The following is a 16398-nucleotide window of genomic DNA, read 5'->3' as shown; positions in this document are numbered from 1 at the left end:
ATGGGTCGGCATCGACCGATAGTGTTCAGCATTGTCGAACCGAGGTGGAGGAGTACGGCGCGATGGCCAAGAACATCCAGTCGCTCGAACGGGCGGCCGCGATGCTGCGTCTGCTGGCGGGCGGCGAGCGGCGGCTGGGGCTGTCGGACATCGCCTCCTCCCTGGGCCTGGCCAAGGGCACCGCGCACGGCATCCTGCGCACACTCCAGCACGAGGGCTTCGTCGAGCAGGACGCGGCGTCCGGCCGCTATCAGCTGGGGGCCGAGCTGCTACGCCTGGGCAACAGCTATCTGGACGTCCACGAGCTGCGCGCCCGCGCCCTGGTCTGGACGGACGATCTGGCCCGTTCCAGCGGCGAGAGCACCCATCTCGGCGTCCTGCACCAGCAGGGCGTCCTGATCGTCCACCACGTCTTCCGGCCCGACGACAGCCGTCAGGTCCTGGAGGTCGGCGCCATGCAGCCGCTGCACTCCACGGCCCTGGGCAAGGTCCTGTCGGCCTACGACCCGGTGGCCCACACGGAGGCACTTGAGGCCGAGCGGCAGTCCTTCACGCACCGCACGGTCACCGATTCGGAGGAGTTCGAGTCGATGCTCGACCTGATCCGCGCGCGCGGCTGGGCGGCCGACGTCGAGGAGACCTGGGAAGGGGTGGCCGCGGTGGCCGCCCCGATCCATGACCGGCGCCGGATGCCGGTGGGAGCCGTGGCCGTGACCGGTGCGGTGGAGCGGGTGTGCACGGACGGCGAACTGCGGCCGGAGCTGGTGGCGGCGGTACGGGACTGCGCCCGCGCGGTCTCCCGGGATCTGGGCGCCAGGCGCTTCTGAGCGCCCTGCGGGATCATCGGTAACGATCGAGTTATAGAACACACACCCCTTGACGCCTCATTCACCTGGGGGAAACACTGCCGTTCATCGGTCGGCATTGTCGAACGACTAACGGAAATACGCGTTAGGGTGTGACAGTGCCAAGGCCGCAACGCCCTCACATGAGGGCGCGGACCACCGGAGGGACCCGGGGTTCGGCTTCCCTGGACGAAGGACAAAGGAGTCGCGGGTGTCCAGCTCCGACATCTTCATCGGCGAGACCATCGGTACCGCCGTACTCATCCTGCTCGGCGCCGGTGTCTGTGCCGCCGTCACGCTCAAGCACTCGAAGGCGCAGAACGCCGGCTGGCTCGCCGTCACCTTCGGGTGGGGTTTCGCGGTGCTGACCGGCGCGTACATGGTCGGCGGTGTATCCGGAGCGCACCTCAACCCGGCTGTCACCCTCGGTCTGGCGATCGAGGGCGGCACCAAGTGGAGCGACGTACCGCTCTATCTCGTCTCCCAGCTGTTCGGCGCGATGATCGGCGCGGCGCTGGTCTGGCTGGCCTACTACGGACAGTTCCGGGCCCATCTCACCGATCCGGAGATCCTGAGCGCCCATACGGGTGAGGAGGGCATGGTCGACAAGGCCGCGGCCCCCAAGGCCGGACCGGTGCTCGGCGTCTTCTCCACGGGTCCCGAGATCCGTAACGCCGTACAGAACGTCGTCACCGAGGTCATCGCCACGGTCGTGCTGGTCCTGGCGATCCTCACTCAGGGCCTCAACGCCGACGGCAACGGCCTCGGCACGCTCGGCGCGCTGATCACCGCGCTGGTGGTCGTCTCGATCGGTCTCTCGCTCGGCGGCCCGACGGGTTACGCGATCAACCCGGTTCGCGACCTCGGTCCGCGTATCGTGCACGCGCTGCTTCCGCTGCCGAACAAGGGCGGATCCGACTGGGGATACGCCTGGATCCCGGTCGTCGGACCGCTCGTCGGCGGCGCGATCGCGGGCGGGCTCTACAACCTCGCCTTCGCGTGAGCCACCGGGCCCAGAACCGTCCCCCCAAGACCACACAGACTTCCGGGAGCACACCGTGACCGACGCACACACCACCGGCACCCACGGCACCGGGCCGTTCATCGCGGCCATCGACCAGGGCACCACCTCCAGCCGCTGCATCGTCTTCGACAAGGACGGCCGGATCGTCTCCGTCGACCAGAAGGAGCACGAGCAGATCTTCCCGAAGCCGGGCTGGGTCGAACACGACGCGGCCGAGATCTGGGAGAACGTCCAGGAGGTCGTGGCGAGCGCCATCGTCAAGGCCGGCATCACCGCCGCCGACGTGAAGGCGATCGGCATCACCAACCAGCGCGAGACCACCCTGCTCTGGGACAAGCACACCGGTGAGCCCGTCCACAACGCCCTCGTCTGGCAGGACACCCGCACCGACGCGCTCTGCAAGGAGCTCGGCCGCAACGTGGGCCAGGACCGCTTCCGCCGCGAGACCGGTCTGCCGCTCGCCTCGTACTTCGCCGGCCCCAAGGTCCGCTGGCTGCTCGACAACGTCGAGGGGCTGCGCGAGCGCGCCGAGCGCGGCGACATCCTCTTCGGCACCATGGACTCCTGGGTCATCTGGAACCTGACCGGCGGCACCGAGGGCGGCGTCCACGTCACCGACGTCACCAACGCCTCGCGCACGCTGCTGATGAACCTGCACCGCATGGAGTGGGACGACAAGATCCTCGCCTCCATGGACATCCCGGCGGCCGTGCTGCCCGAGATCCGGTCCTCGGCCGAGGTGTACGGCAACGCCAAGGGCGGTGTGCTCGACGGCGTGCCGGTCGCCTCCGCGCTCGGCGACCAGCAGGCCGCGCTGTTCGGCCAGACGTGTTTCGCCGAGGGCGAGGCCAAGTCCACGTACGGCACCGGCACCTTCATGCTGATGAACACCGGCGAGACGCCCGTCAACTCGTACAACGGGCTGCTGACCACGGTCGGCTACCAGATCGGCGACAAGAAGCCGGTCTACGCCCTGGAGGGCTCGATCGCCGTCACCGGTTCGCTGGTGCAGTGGATGCGCGACCAGATGGGCCTGATCCAGTCCGCGGCCGAGATCGAGACCCTGGCCTCGTCGGTCGAGGACAACGGCGGCGCGTACTTCGTGCCGGCGTTCTCCGGACTGTTCGCCCCGTACTGGCGCCCCGACGCCCGCGGCGTCATCGCCGGTCTCACCCGCTACGTCACCAAGGCGCACATCGCCCGTGCCGTACTGGAGGCCACCGCCTGGCAGACCCGCGAGATCAGCGACGCCATGACCAAGGACTCCGGCGTCGAGCTGACCGCGCTCAAGGTCGACGGCGGAATGACCTCCAACAACCTGCTGATGCAGACGCTCGCCGACTTCCTGGACGCACCCGTGGTGCGGCCCATGGTCGCCGAGACCACCTGCCTCGGCGCCGCCTACGCCGCCGGCCTGGCCGTCGGCTTCTGGCCCGACACCGACGCGCTGCGCGCCAACTGGCGCCGGGCCGCCGAGTGGACCCCCCGCATGGACGCGGACACCCGCGACCGCGAGTACAAGAGCTGGCTCAAGGCCGTGGAACGGACCATGGGCTGGCTGGACGACGAGGAGTAGACACACATGACCACCCTGCAGAGCGTCCCCGCACTCGGGACGCACCCGGCCTCCGGCTCCCTTCCGAGCCGTGCCGAGACACGGGAGCAGCTCTCCAAGGCGACGTACGACCTCCTGGTGATCGGTGGCGGCATTCTGGGCATCTCCACCGCCTGGCACGCCGCGCAGTCCGGGCTGCGGGTGGCCCTGGTGGACGCCGGCGACTTCGCCGGCGCCACCTCCTCCGCGTCCTCCAAGCTGCTCCACGGCGGTCTGCGCTACCTGCAGACCGGCGCGGTGAAGCTGGTCGCGGAGAACCACTTCGAGCGACGGGCGGTCTCGCGTCAGGTGGCCCCGCACCTGGCCAACCCGCTCACCTTCTACCTGCCCGTCTACAAGGGCGGGCCGCACGGCGCGGCCAAGCTCGGCGCGGGTGTGTTCGCGTACTCGGCGCTGTCCGCCTTCGGTGACGGGGTCGGCCATGTGATCAGCCCGGCGAAGGCACAGCGCGATGTGCCGGAGCTGCGTACGGACAATCTGAAGGCCGTCGCGGTCTACGGCGACGACCAGATGAACGACGCGCGGATGGCGCTGATGACGGTCCGCGCGGCCGTCGAGGCGGGGGCGACCGTCCTCAACCACGCGGCGGTGACCGGGCTTCGGTTCACCAAGGGCCGGGTGACGGGCGCCGATCTGGAGGACCGGACGGACGGCACCGAGTTCGGCGTCACCGCCCGGCTGGTGCTGAACGCCACCGGCCCGTGGGTCGACCGCCTGCGCAAGTTGGAGGACCCGAACGCGGCACCGTCGATACGTCTGTCCAAGGGCGCACACCTGGTGCTCAAGCGCACCCGCCCCTGGAAGGCCGCACTGGCCACGCCGATCGACAAGTACCGCATCACCTTCGCCCTGCCGTGGGAGGACATGCTGCTGCTCGGCACGACGGACGAGGAGTACGAGGGCGACCCGGCGGATGTCGCGGTGACCGAGAAGGACACCGCGCAGATCCTGGACGAGGCGGCGTTCTCGGTCCGGGACCAGCAGCTGTCGCGCGATCTGATCACGTACTCCTTCGCGGGGCTGCGGGTGCTGCCGGGCGGGCCCGGTGACACCTCCAAGGCCAAGCGCGAGACGGTGGTGACCGAGGGCCGCGGCGGGATGCTGTCGGTCGCGGGCGGCAAGTGGACGACGTTCCGCCATATCGGCCGCACCGTGATGAACAAGCTGGCCGCGCTCCCCGGGCACCCCCTGGCCGAGGACATGGAGCCGATGGCCCGGCTGCCGAGGAAGCTGCCGCTGCCCGGTATCGCCAACCCGAACGCGGTGGCGCACCGTCTGCTGATCGACGGCGGTACGCCGGGTCCGCGGATGTCGGCCGACACGGCACGGCACCTGGCCACGCACTACGGTTCGCTGTCCTTCGACATCGCCCGGCTGGCCAACGAGAACCCCGCGCTCGCGGAGCGGATCCACCCGGACGCGCCGGAGATCTGGGCCCAGGTCGCCTACGCGCGCGACCACGAGTGGGCCGAGACGGCGGACGACGTGCTGCGGCGCCGGACGACGCTGACGATCCGGGGCCTGGCGACGGACGAGATCCGGGCCGGTGTCGAGTCGATGCTGGACGACCGCAGGAGCTGACCCATGCGGTAGAGGGCGGCATCCGGGGGGATGCCGCCCTCTTCCGTGTGCGCCGATTCACGCAGGGCCGTTTCGGACTCTTCGGTAAGCAATCGGACGAAACGGCGCGCGTTGCAGTTCGGGCGGGGTACCGGTCGCCCGGAAGGGCGCACCGGCCGTCTCCGGGGACGCATAATGGGGGCGATACATCGGATGTCTGGAGGTCGCCCCATGGCTGTCACTGACGAGGCCATCGAGAAGATCAAGGGAATGATCGTCTCGGGTGCGCTACGGCCCGGCGATCGTCTCCCCAAGGAGAGCGAGCTCGCCGCGGAACTCGGCCTGTCCCGCAACTCGCTGCGGGAGGCGGTGCGCGCTCTGTCGCTGATCCGCATTCTCGATGTGCGCCAGGGCGACGGCACGTATGTCACCAGTCTCGACCCCCAGCTGCTGCTGGAGGCGCTGAGCTTCGTGGTGGACTTCCACCGCGACGACACGGTGCTGGAGTTCCTGGCGGTCCGCCGGATCCTGGAGCCGGCGGCGACCGCGATGGCGGCGAGCCACATCAGCGAGGAGCAGCTGGACGCGCTGAGCGCCCAGCTCGACGCGCTGGGCGAGCGCCCCTCGGTCGAGGAGCTGGTGGCCGGCGACCTGGAGTTCCACCGCGGCATCGTGCAGTCGTCCGGCAACTCGGTGCTGTGCTCGCTGCTCGACGGTCTTTCGGGGCCGACGACGCGGGCGCGGGTCTGGCGCGGGCTGACCCAGGAGGACGCGGTCAGCCGTACGCTCCACGAGCACCGGGCGATCGTCTCGGCGCTGCGGGACCGCGACGCGGAGGCCGCACGGGCCTGGGCGACGGTGCACGTGGCGAGCGTGGAGCAGTGGCTGCGGTCGACGCTGTAACCCCGGGGCTCCGCCCCGGACCCCGGTCCTCAAACGCCGGACGGGCTGAAATGGCCCGTCCGGCGTGAGCCGACCGAGAGGTTCAGTCCTGCTTCTCGCCGCTCGCGAAGCGGGAGATGACCAGGGCGACGATGATGATGGCGCCGTTGAGGAACTGGTTCCACAGCGCCGGGACGCCGCCGAGCGTCATCACGTTGACCACCAACTGCAGCGTCAGTACGCCGGTCAGCGCACCGAACAGCGTGCCGCGGCCGCCCTTGAGGCTGATGCCGCCGATCACGGCCGCGGCGAACACCTGGAAGATCCAGCCGTTGCCCTGGGTCGCGGCGACCGCCCCGTAGTGGCCGGTGTAGAGGATGCCCGCGAACGCGGCCAGCAGACCGCCGATGGCCAGCACGATCCAGGTCACCCGGTCGACCCGGATGCCCGCGGCGCGTGCCGCTTCCGGGTTGCCGCCGATCGCGTACAGCGAGCGTCCGTGGCGCAGCCAGGCCAGCGCCGCGCCACCGATCGCGAAGAGGACCAGGCAGATCCAGACGGCGGCCGGAGCACCGAACCACGAGGTCTTGCCGAGGTAGCGGAAGGACTCCGGGACGTCGGTGATGGACTTGCCCTCGGTGATGCCGATGTGGAGGCCGCGCAGCATCGTCAGCATGCCGAGCGTGGCGATGAAGCCGTTGACCCGGAGCTTCAGCATCAGGAAGCCGTTGATGCCTCCGATGACGAGCCCGACCAGCAGACAGAGCGGGATCGCCGACCAGCTGGGAAACAGCCCCAGGCCGGCGAAGCGGCCGCCCTCGGAGTCCAGCACGAGCCACATGGCGACGACGGGCGCGATGCCGATCGTCGACTCCAGCGAGAGGTCCATCCGGCCGCAGATGAGGATCAGCGCCTGGCCCAGGACCAGCAGGCTCAGCTCGGAGGACTGCTGGACGACGCTGATCAGGTTGTCGGAGGTGAGGAAGACCGGCGAGACGATGAAGCCGATCAGCATCAGCACCAGGATCACCGGCACCAGGGAGAAGTCGCTCCACCGGATCAGCTTGAGCCGGCTCAGCGGGCTGTCCGCGCCCGCACCGCCCTTCAGTACCCCGTTGATGTCGTCGGCCGTCGACGGCCGTATCGTGCCGGTCATTCCCTTTCCCCCACACCTTCCATGGCGGCGACGAGTTCCCCGTCGGACCACCCGCTTGCGAATGTTGCGACGACCCGGCCGTGGAACAGGGCCAGGACCCGGTCGCAGACCCGCAGATCGTCCAGCTCGTCCGAGACGACGACTGCGGCGTTGCCCTCGTCGGCCACCCGCCGGACGACCCCGAGCAGCGAGTCCTTGGACTTGATGTCCACGCCCGCGGTGGGCCGGACGGCCACCAGCACGCTGGGCTTGCGGGCCAGTGCGCGGGCGACCACCACCTTCTGCTGGTTGCCGCCGGAGAGACCGGAGACGGGCTGTTCGGGTCCCTGGGTCTTGATGTCCAGCGATTCGATCATGCCCCGGGCGAACTCCCTTGTACGGGAGGGCAGTACGGTCCCCCACGGGCCGAGCTGGTCGGTGACCGTGAGCGTGGCGTTCTCCGCGACGCTGCGCTCCAGGACGAGACCCTGGTCGTGCCGGTCCTCGGGGATGTAGCCGATCCCGGCGGCCAGGGCGTGGGGCACGCTGCCCGAGCGGACGGCCTGTCCGCGCACCCGGACCGTTCCGCCGCCCGCCTTGCGCATGCCCGCCAGCACCTCACCGAGCGCGGTGTTGCCGCTGGCCGCGGAGCCGGCGAGACCGAGCACCTCACCGGGGCGCACCTGGAGGTCCAGCGGTTCGAACCGGCCGTCCAGGGTGAGTCCCTCGGTACGCAGGACGGGCTCCGCCGAAGTGTCGACGGGTGCGGCGGTGCCGGCCGCGTGCCATGCGGTGGCACCGGCCGACTTCTCGCCGGTCATGGCCGCCACCAGCTCCGTCTTCGTGACGTCGGCGACCGGGGCGGTCACCACGTGGCGGGCGTCGCGGTAGACGGTGACCGCCGTGCACAGCTCGTACACCTCCTGCAGGTGGTGGGAGATGAAGAGGAACGCCACTCCCTGGTCCTGCAGTTCCCGGAGCTTGTCGAAGAGCCGGCCGATGCCGCGGGCGTCGAGCTGTGCGGTCGGCTCGTCGAGGATGATCAGTCGGGCCCCGAAGGACAGCGCCCGGGCGATCTCGACGAACTGCCGCTGCTCGACCGCGAGATCGCGCGCCCGGGTGTTCGGGTCGACCTGGACGCCGTACTCGGCGAGGAGCTGCTCCGCGCGCTTGCGCAGCCGCCCCCAGCTGATCCAGCGGGCCTTGTCGTCGAACCGGTTGAGAAAAAGGTTCTCGGCGACGGTCAGATCGGGAACGACCATCGACTTCTGGTAGACGCAGGCGACCTTCGACTGCCAGGCCGTGGTGTCCCCGAAGGCGGGCGCGGGCTCCCCGCCGAAGGTGACCGTGCCCGCGTCCGCCTTGTGGAGTCCGGTCAGCACGCTGACCAGCGTCGACTTGCCCGCGCCGTTACGTCCGACGAGTGCGTGCGACTCACCGGGCCGCACCGTGAGCTTCACGCCGTCGAGCGCCACGGTCGGGCCGAAGCGTTTGACGACGCCTTCCGCCTGTACGGCAGGTGGGGGTGCCTGGTCCATGACTAGCTCTTCTTCTCCAGCTGGTTGGCCCACAGCTTCGGGTCGTCGACGTTGTCCTTCGTCACCAGCGGCGCGGGGAGCTGGTCCTCGAAGCCGTTGGGGATCTTGATGATCGTGGAGTCGTGGTCCGTCGGACCCTCCTTGAACGTCTTCCCGTCCAGGGCCGCCTTGGCGTAGTACAGCGCGTACTTCGCGTACAGGTCGGCGGGCTGGGAGATCGTCGCGTCGATCTTCCCCGCCTTGATGGCGTCGAACTCCTCCGGGATGCCGTCGTTGGAGATGATCGTGATGTGGCCCGGCGTACCGGCCGGCTTCAGCAGCTTCTTCTGCTCCAGGAGCGCCAGGGTGGGCTGCAGGAAGACGCCGCCTGCCTGCATGTAGATGCCGTTGATGTCGGGGTGCGCGGCCAGGGTCGACTGGAGCTTCGCGGAGGCCACGTCGCCCTTCCAGTCGGTGGCCAGCTCGAACACCTTGATGCCGGGGAAGTCCTTGTCCATGCACGCCTTGAAGGCCTCGGACCGGTCGCGGCCGTTGATGGAGGACAGGTCGCCCTGGAACTCGACGACCTTGCCCTTGCCCTTCAGCTGCTCGCCGAGGTACTTGCAGGCGTTCGTCCCGTACGCCTTGTTGTCGGCGCGCACCACCATGTAGATGTTGCCCTTGTCCGGGCGGGTGTCGACGCTGATGACGGGGATCTTCTTCTCGTTCAGCGTGTTGAGCGACTCGGCTATCGCACCGGTGTCCTGCGGAGCCATCACCACGGCCTTGGCGCCCTGGTCGGTGAAGGTCTGGACGTTGGCGACCAGCTTGCCGATGTCGTTCTGCGAGTTGGTCAGCGGCAGTGCCTTGACCCCGCCGTCCTTCACCCCCTTCTCGATGTAGTTCTGGTAGGAGTTCCAGAAGTCGCTGTCGCTGCGCGGCAGGTCGATGCCGACCTTTCCGCTGCCTTCGCCTCTGTCCGATGATTCGCGGTTGCAGCCCGCGAGGGCAGTGACGGCCAGCAGTACGGCGCAGGCCGCCGCACTCGTCGTACGCACTCTCATTGGTGTCCCGTTCCTTTGTGGAGTACCGGCTCGAAGGATCTGAAGGATCTGATGGCAATGCGGAGGTGCGTGGTGCAGGTGGTGCGGATGATGTGAGAGGTGCGGTCCGGGCTGTCCCGGTCCGAACCGCACCTCTCCGCTCAGCTGTCGGCGGGGCGCAGGCGCAGGCCCTGCATTCCCCCGTCGACGGCCAGTGCCGTGCCCGTCACGGAGGCCGCCGCGGGGCTGGCGAGGTACAGGATCGCGGCGGCCACCTCGTCGGCGGAGACCAGCCGGCCCAGCGGCTGCCGGGCGTTGAGGGCCGCGCGTTCGGCGGCCGGGTCATCGGCCTGACCGAGCAGCCGGCCGATCCACGGGGTGTCCGCGGTGCCCGGGTTGACGCAGTTGACGCGGACGCCCTCGCGGACGTGGTCGGCGGCCATGGCCAGCGTCAGGGAGAGGACGGCGCCCTTGCTCGCGCTGTACAGGGCGCGCTGGGGCAGCCCCGCGGTCGCGGCGATCGAGCAGGTCTGGGTGATCGATACGGCGCCGGGGCGCTCGGCCGCGGCCCTGCGCAGGTGCGGCAGCGCGTGCCGGGCGGTGCGGACCATGCCGAGGACGTTGATGTCCAGGACCCGGGTCCACTCCTCGTCGTCGTTGTCCTCGACGCTGCCGATGGAGCCGATGCCCGCATTGGACACGAGCGTGTGCAGGGAGCCCAGTTCGGTGGCCGCGTGGTCGACGGCCGCACGGACGGCGGCGTCGTCGGTGACGTCCGCCTTGACGGCGAGGGTCCCCTCGGGGGCGCCCGCGGTCTCCCGGTCCAGGACCGCGACGCGGGCCCCGCGCTCCAGGAGCATGGTCGCGACGGCGGCCCCGATGCCGGAGGCGCCGCCCGTCACCAGAGCGTTCATCCCCTCGAAGTCGCGTGTGCCGGTCATCGGCTGTCCTCCTCATTGGTGCGGCGGGCCTGCCATACGGGGCCCTCCGGATAGCGGTGTGCGGCGATCGACTCGGGGTGCATCCGGGCGGAGAAGCCCGGCGCCGCCGGAGTGGCATAGCGGCCGTTCTCGATCACCACGGGGTCGGCGAAGTGTTCGTGGAGGTGGTCGACGTACTCGATCACCCGGTCGTCCCAGCTGCCGGAGACGGCCACGTAGTCGAACATCGAGAGGTGCTGGACCAGTTCGCACAGTCCGACACCGCCCGCGTGCGGGCAGACCGGCACGCCGAACTTGGCGGCGAGCAGCAGGATCGCCAGGTTCTCGTTGACGCCGGCGACACGTGCCGCGTCGATCTGGACGAAGTCGACGGCTCCGGCCTGAAGCAGCTGCTTGAACACCACACGGTTGGCGACGTGTTCGCCGGTGGCGACCTTGACCGGCTGGCCGGCGCGCACGGCGGCGTGGCCGAGGACGTCGTCGGGGCTGGTCGGCTCCTCGATCCAGTGCGGGTCGTACGGAGCGAGCGCGGTCATCCACTCCACCGCGTCGGCGACGTCCCAGCGCTGGTTGGCGTCGACGGCGATCCGTACGTCCGTGCCCACGGCGTCCCGGGCGAGCGCGAGCCGGCGGACGTCGTCGCCGACGTCACCGCCGACCTTCAGCTTGATCTGGGTGAAGCCGTCGGCGACGGCTTCCTTCGCCAGCCGCACCAGTTTGTCGTCGGAGTAGCCGAGCCAGCCGGGCGAGGTGGTGTAGGCCGGGTATCCCTCGGCGCGCAGCCGCTCCGCGCGCTCGGCCCGGCCCGGTTCGGCGGCGCGCAGGATGGTGAGCGCCTCCTCTGGGGTGAGGGCGTCAGTGAGATACCGGAAGTCGACGAGGGAGACGAGCTCCTCGGGTGTCATCTCGGCCAGGAACTGCCAGACGGGTCTGCCCGCGTGCTTGGCCGCCAGGTCCCAGGCGGCGTTGACCACCGCACCGGCCGCCATGTGCATCACGCCCTTCTCGGGGCCCAGCCAGCGCAGTTGCGAATCATGGGTGAGGTCCCGGTACAGCTCGCCGAGGTCGGCCGCGGTCCGGGGTACCGGACGCCCGATCAGGTAGGGCCGCAGTGCCTCGATGGCGGCCGCCATCACCTCGTTGCCGCGCCCGATGGTGAAACAGAAGCCATGACCCTCGGGATCGCCGCCTCCGTCACCGTCCGGGGCGTCGGTACGCAGTACGACATAGGCGGCCGAGTAGTCGGGGTCGGGGTTCATGGCGTCCGAGCCGTCCAGTTGTTCCGAGGTCGGAAAACGGATGTCGTGGACCTCGAAGTCCGTAACGGTCTGACTCATGTGCGCCCCCAGGGGAAATAACATCGGACCTCTGCTCTGGTCATCCGATGTATAGCGCCCTGAAGGCCCCAACGTCCAGAGTTGAGCGGAAACTGACCCCGCACAGCTCGGATGTATCGCGAGGCCGACGCTCCGTCCCTGCCGGTGATGCACTCCGGCGGCCCGGGTTCACCCCGCCCTGTGCAAGGGCTGCGGAGGGCGTGGCCAAAAGCCGTAAGGTTGTTCCGTACGCAAGGGAACTTCGGAAGGAGGCCTGGGTGATCGAGCTCGAGGGAGTTCCCGAGCTGATCGACCCGGTCATGGTGGCCGCGTTCGAGGGGTGGAACGACGCAGGTGACGCCGCTTCCACGGCAGTCGCGCACCTGGACCGGGAATGGAAGGGCGAGGTGTTCGCGGCGCTGGACGCCGAGGACTACTACGACTTCCAGGTCAACCGCCCGACGGTCTGGCTGGATGGCGGGGTGCGCAAGATCACCTGGCCGACCACCCGGCTCTCCGTGGTCCGTATCGGCGGCGACAAGCCGCGCGATCTCGTCCTGGTCCGGGGCATCGAGCCGTCGATGCGCTGGCGCTCGTTCTGCAACGAGATCCTGGGCTTCGCCCATGAACTGGGGGTCGAGATGGTGGTGGTGCTCGGTGCGCTGCTCGGCGACACCCCGCACACCCGGCCGGTGCCGGTCAGCGGCGTGACGTCCGACCCGGATCTGGCGCGGACCATGGACCTGGAGGAGACGAGGTACGAGGGGCCGACCGGCATCGTCGGCATCCTCCAGGAGGCGTGCACGCACGCCGGTGTGCCCGCGGTGAGCCTGTGGGCGGCGGTGCCGCACTACGTGTCGCAGCCGCCCAACCCGAAGGCCACCCTGGCCCTGCTGAACCGCCTGGAGGACCTCATCGGGCTGCGCATCCCGCTGGGTGAACTGCCCGAGGACGCACGCGCCTGGCAGCTCGGGGTCGACCAACTCGCCGCCGAGGACAGCGAAGTGGCGGAGTACGTGCAGACGCTGGAGGAGGCCCGGGACACCGCGGAGCTGCCCGAGGCGAGCGGCGAGGCCATCGCCCGCGAGTTCGAGCGCTATCTGCGGCGCCGGGACCCGGGTCCGGGTGGTGCGCCGGGCGGGCACGCCACGGAGAGCGGTGAGGGCCCGTATCTGCGGGATCCGTCGAGCGGCCGGACCAGGCCGCCCAAGCCGCCCAGGCCGGAGACCGGTCCCGGGAAGGGCTCCCCGCCGGCCGGCGGTTCCGCAGGCAGCGGACCACCGGAGGATTCGTCGGAGGACTCGGCGGACGACTCTCCGGAGGACTGATCCGGGCAGCGTGGAGCCGGGCGGGTGCGTACCCGCCCGGCTCCCCTGCATCGCTGCGGACATTCAGGAACAGACGAAGCGCGCCGCGCCCCAGTCCCCGTGGTCACCGGTCTTGGACCCGTTGGTGTCCGTGACCTTCAGACGCACATGCCGCGCGCCGTCGAGCGGCACATCGACCGGTACGGCCGCCGAAGCCCCGGTCACCTTCGGCGAGGTCCACAGCACCTTGCCGTCCGCCTCGACGGAGAACGCCACTTCGCCGTAGCCGTTGATCTCGTCGTCGATCCCGGCGTCGGCGGTGAACTTCGAGCAGTGGCCGCCGAGATAGACCTCGATGTCGGAGTCGGCGTGGGTGCCGATCCCCTTCTCGTACACCTTCCCGGCCAGGGTCAGCGGGTGTCCGTCGGCAGCGCCCGATTCGCCGTTGCTGCGATCGCGCTCCGCCGGTCCGTACCCGTTGGACGCGGTGAGCCACTCCAGATCGCTCGCCCACGCCTCACCGGTGGGCGGCGCCGGCATCACGGCCGTGGCGAAGCGCTGGAGGGCCGTGCGGGACTCGCCCGCCGACCGGTAGCGCGTGAGCGCGGTGATCCGGGCCTCCCCCGCCTTGGCGTCCTTCGCCGGGGTGACCTTCACCTCGACCCGCCGGGTGGTGCCCGCCGGGATCCGGTCCACGGCCGCGGCCGGCGTGGTCTGCCAGCCCTCGGGGACGTCGAGCGAGACCACCGCGTCCGTCACATCGGCGGTGCCCGCCGTGACGTCGACGGCGACGGTGCCCGTGGCCCCGGCGCCTGTCTCCTGGCCCTGCGGCGCGGAGACGGCGGCCGTCGCGGCGGCGTCGCGCCCGCCGACCGCGCTGGTGTTCTCCAGCTTCACGGAGAACTTCTTGCCCGTGGACAGGGGGGCGGTCTTGATCTTCACCACGCCGCCGCGGTCGTCGCGGTCGTACCACCAGCCCTGCTTCGCGGAGGCGTAGGCGGCGGCCGAGTCCAGCCGGGGCAGCTTGCCCGCGAGCTTCACGGCACTCGGCGCGGAGCCGGTGTGCACGCTGAACTCGTACGGGCGGCTGCTCTGCTTGCCCTCGAACTTCCCCTTGCTCTCACCGATGTCCACGGTGACGTCGCCCGCACCCCTGGCCGGTGCGCGGACGTCGGCCGTCTGGGTCGCGTACGCGCCGTCGCGGTGCTGCCGGGTCACGCCGTCGTCCTCGTACAGCGTGAAGGACGAACGGCCCTGCGGGTAGATGTCCCAGGCGAGCGGGGAGGTGGCGGTGCGGTCCTTGTACGAGCGGATGCCCGGCCACATCGGCACACTGGCACCGCCCTTGACGAAGAGCGGCAGGGTGTCGAGCGGGGCGCTGTAGTCGTCGACCGTGACCGGTCCCTCGTACGTCCGGCCGCTCCAGTAGTCGGTCCAGGTGCCCTTCGGCAGGTAGATGCCGTCGCGCTCGGTGCTGTCCTGGTAGACGGGGGCGACGAGGAAGTCCTCACCGGACATGAACTCGTACGTGGCCGCGTCCGTCGCCGCCTTCGGGTCGTCCGGGTACTCCAGCACCAACGGGCGGACCATGCCGACACCGGTCTTCGTGGCCTCGTGCGCGTAGGAGTACTGGTAGGGCAGCAGCGACTCCTTGAGCTTGAGGTAGTCGCGGTTGATGGAGGTGTACGGCTCCCCGTAGCGGAAGGGCTGTTTGTCGCTGGCCGCCCAGCCGTCCATGGTCATCGTCGTGCCCAGGAACATCTTCCACTGGAGGTCGCGGGTGTACGTCTTGGCGCTGCCGCCGAAGATGCCGTCGACATCGCCCGTGGTGTAGGCGAGGCCGGACATCGTGGCGCCCGCGTAGGTCGGGATCTGCCAGCGGATGTAGTCCCAGGTGCCGTACTGGTCGCCGGACCACTGGACGCCGCAGCGCTGCGCGCCCGACCAGCTCTCGGGGGCGTACGTGAAGCCGCGGGCGTCGCTGTTGTCCTCGATGCCCTTGTACGCGTCCTTGCAGCCGTCCAGGGCGAACTTGTAGCCCTCGCCGATCCAGGCGACGTCGAGCTTGGCGACGCGCTGGCCGGCCTTGACCTGGTCGGCGATCTTCTCGATGCCGTCCTGGGTCCACAGGCCGAGCTGCATGTCGCGGTCCTGGAGGCCCTGCGCGGTCTCGGCGAGGTCCTCGTAGCCGCAGCCGTAGCCGTCGTTGACGAGCATCCAGCCGTTCGGCATGTCGTTCTCGACGTAGCCGTCGGCGACCTTGAGCGCGTCCAGGGTGCGGCGCTCACCACGGTTGGTGTTGTGCAGGTAGCAGTCGGCGTCGCCGATCTCCATGCCGTACACCGGGGGCAGGAACGGCTTGCCGGTCAGTTTCGTGTACTGGCCGATGACGTCCTTGGCGCTGTCACCGGCGAAGTAGTAGGCGTCGAAGCGCTCTTCCTGCTCGGTGGTGGTCACCGGGTCGGTGAAGGCGTAGGTGCCCGGCGCGAAGGTGTTGCGGAAGACGCCGTAGCCGGCCGACGAGAGGTAGAAGGGCACCGAGTTGGGGTGACCGCCGTCGTCCCAGTTGTAGTCGACTCCGACCTCGACGGTCTTGTCCCGGTGCGAGGTGTTGCCGCGGCCGTTCTGCATCCCGGCGCCGTAGAACTGCTCGTCGGCGCCGCGGGCCAGGGTCTGGGTGGTCTTCTCGGCGTCCCAGCTCAGCCCCTTCGCCTCGGACCAGACCTGGCTGCCGTCGGCCCGGTACAGGGCGAACCGCAGGGGCGACTTGTAGACACGCAGGGTGACGTCGCCCGTGGAGAGGTCGTAGCGGTCGCCGCGTTCCTTCCACCGGGTGCGGGGCGGTGCGCCCTGCGGCAGGACGATGGCGTCGCCCGCGGGGTCCTCGAAGGTGCCGTCCGGGGCCAGTTCGATACGGAAGGTCTCCTCGGACACGAAGCTGACGCGGGCCTTCGCGGCCCCCGCACTCAGCCGGTAGACGGGCCCGTCGGCCGTGAAGCCGGTGAGATCGCCGACCGTCGTGCCGGCGGGTTCGGCCGGGTCGGCGGCCCGGGCGCTGCCCGGCCCCGAGACCGCGGCGAGCAGTCCCAGCAGCGCTGCAACTACTGCCCCTCTGATGCGCGTTGATGATTGCATAGAGCGCTTTTAGCGCAGCATCGAGCATTTGACCATGGACAAAACGGAACCGGCCCCGAACTTCATCAAGAAGTTCGG

12 protein-coding genes are annotated in these 16398 nt (G+C 69.8%); 6 read left to right on the top strand and 6 right to left on the bottom strand.

The annotated features are described in order from the left end of the window. Positions 1–62: 62 nt before the first annotated feature. The 5 genes from OG912_RS29240 (at position 63) to OG912_RS29220 (ending at position 5947) form a co-directional block, all read left to right on the top strand. On the top strand, positions 63–827 hold the full coding sequence (locus OG912_RS29240; RefSeq protein WP_327711942.1) for an IclR family transcriptional regulator: 765 nt from the start codon (positions 63–65) through the stop codon (positions 825–827). A gap of 229 nt (positions 828–1056) precedes the next feature. After that, the gene (locus tag OG912_RS29235; protein ID WP_327711941.1) at positions 1057–1848 is read left to right on the top strand and encodes an MIP/aquaporin family protein; all 792 of its coding nucleotides are present in this window, start codon (positions 1057–1059) and stop codon (positions 1846–1848) included. A gap of 55 nt (positions 1849–1903) precedes the next feature. Beyond that, complete coding sequence (gene glpK, locus OG912_RS29230; protein ID WP_327711940.1) at positions 1904–3445, top strand: glycerol kinase GlpK; 1542 nt, start codon at positions 1904–1906, stop codon at positions 3443–3445. Positions 3446–3451: 6 nt separating this feature from the next. Further along, on the top strand, positions 3452–5065 hold the full coding sequence (locus OG912_RS29225) for a glycerol-3-phosphate dehydrogenase/oxidase (RefSeq protein WP_327711939.1): 1614 nt from the start codon (positions 3452–3454) through the stop codon (positions 5063–5065). Positions 5066–5275: 210 nt separating this feature from the next. Further along, positions 5276–5947 (top strand): FadR/GntR family transcriptional regulator, encoded by a 672-nt coding sequence (locus tag OG912_RS29220; protein ID WP_327711938.1) that lies wholly within the window; start codon positions 5276–5278, stop codon positions 5945–5947. Between the two features lie 82 nt (positions 5948–6029). Here the strand turns inward: OG912_RS29220 and OG912_RS29215 are convergent, their stop codons facing one another. From OG912_RS29215 to OG912_RS29195, 5 genes are all read right to left on the bottom strand, one after another. Continuing rightward, positions 6030–7082, bottom strand: a complete 1053-nt coding sequence (locus tag OG912_RS29215) for an ABC transporter permease (protein ID WP_326735269.1) — start codon at positions 7080–7082, stop codon at positions 6030–6032. Next, positions 7079–8599, bottom strand: coding sequence for a sugar ABC transporter ATP-binding protein (locus tag OG912_RS29210; protein WP_327711937.1), 1521 nt, complete (start codon positions 8597–8599; stop codon positions 7079–7081). The genes OG912_RS29215 and OG912_RS29210 overlap by 4 nt, the downstream gene beginning before the upstream one ends. 2 nt (positions 8600–8601) lie before the next feature. After that, positions 8602–9642 (bottom strand): sugar ABC transporter substrate-binding protein, encoded by a 1041-nt coding sequence (locus OG912_RS29205; protein WP_327711936.1) that lies wholly within the window; start codon positions 9640–9642, stop codon positions 8602–8604. 140 nt (positions 9643–9782) lie between these two features. Then, the gene (locus OG912_RS29200; RefSeq protein ID WP_327711935.1) at positions 9783–10562 is read right to left on the bottom strand and encodes an SDR family NAD(P)-dependent oxidoreductase; all 780 of its coding nucleotides are present in this window, start codon (positions 10560–10562) and stop codon (positions 9783–9785) included. Beyond that, positions 10559–11899: an enolase C-terminal domain-like protein gene (locus OG912_RS29195; protein WP_327711934.1), complete on the bottom strand. Its 1341-nt coding sequence runs from the start codon at positions 11897–11899 to the stop codon at positions 10559–10561. Before OG912_RS29195 ends, OG912_RS29200 begins: the two co-directional genes overlap by 4 nt. 257 nt (positions 11900–12156) lie before the next feature. Between OG912_RS29195 and OG912_RS29190 the strand changes: the two genes are divergently transcribed. Continuing rightward, positions 12157–13206, top strand: coding sequence for a PAC2 family protein (locus OG912_RS29190; protein WP_327711933.1), 1050 nt, complete (start codon positions 12157–12159; stop codon positions 13204–13206). 63 nt (positions 13207–13269) lie between these two features. Here OG912_RS29190 and OG912_RS29185 read toward each other — a convergent pair whose 3' ends face one another. Further along, positions 13270–16320 (bottom strand): NPCBM/NEW2 domain-containing protein, encoded by a 3051-nt coding sequence (locus tag OG912_RS29185; RefSeq protein WP_327711932.1) that lies wholly within the window; start codon positions 16318–16320, stop codon positions 13270–13272. Positions 16321–16398 lie beyond the last annotated feature (78 nt).

The organism is Streptomyces sp. NBC_00464 (genome assembly GCF_036013915.1).
Taxonomy (GTDB): Bacteria; Actinomycetota; Actinomycetes; order Streptomycetales; family Streptomycetaceae; genus Streptomyces.
Note: the sequence above shows the minus strand (reverse complement) of the source record. Positions and strands in the feature narration are given on the sequence as shown.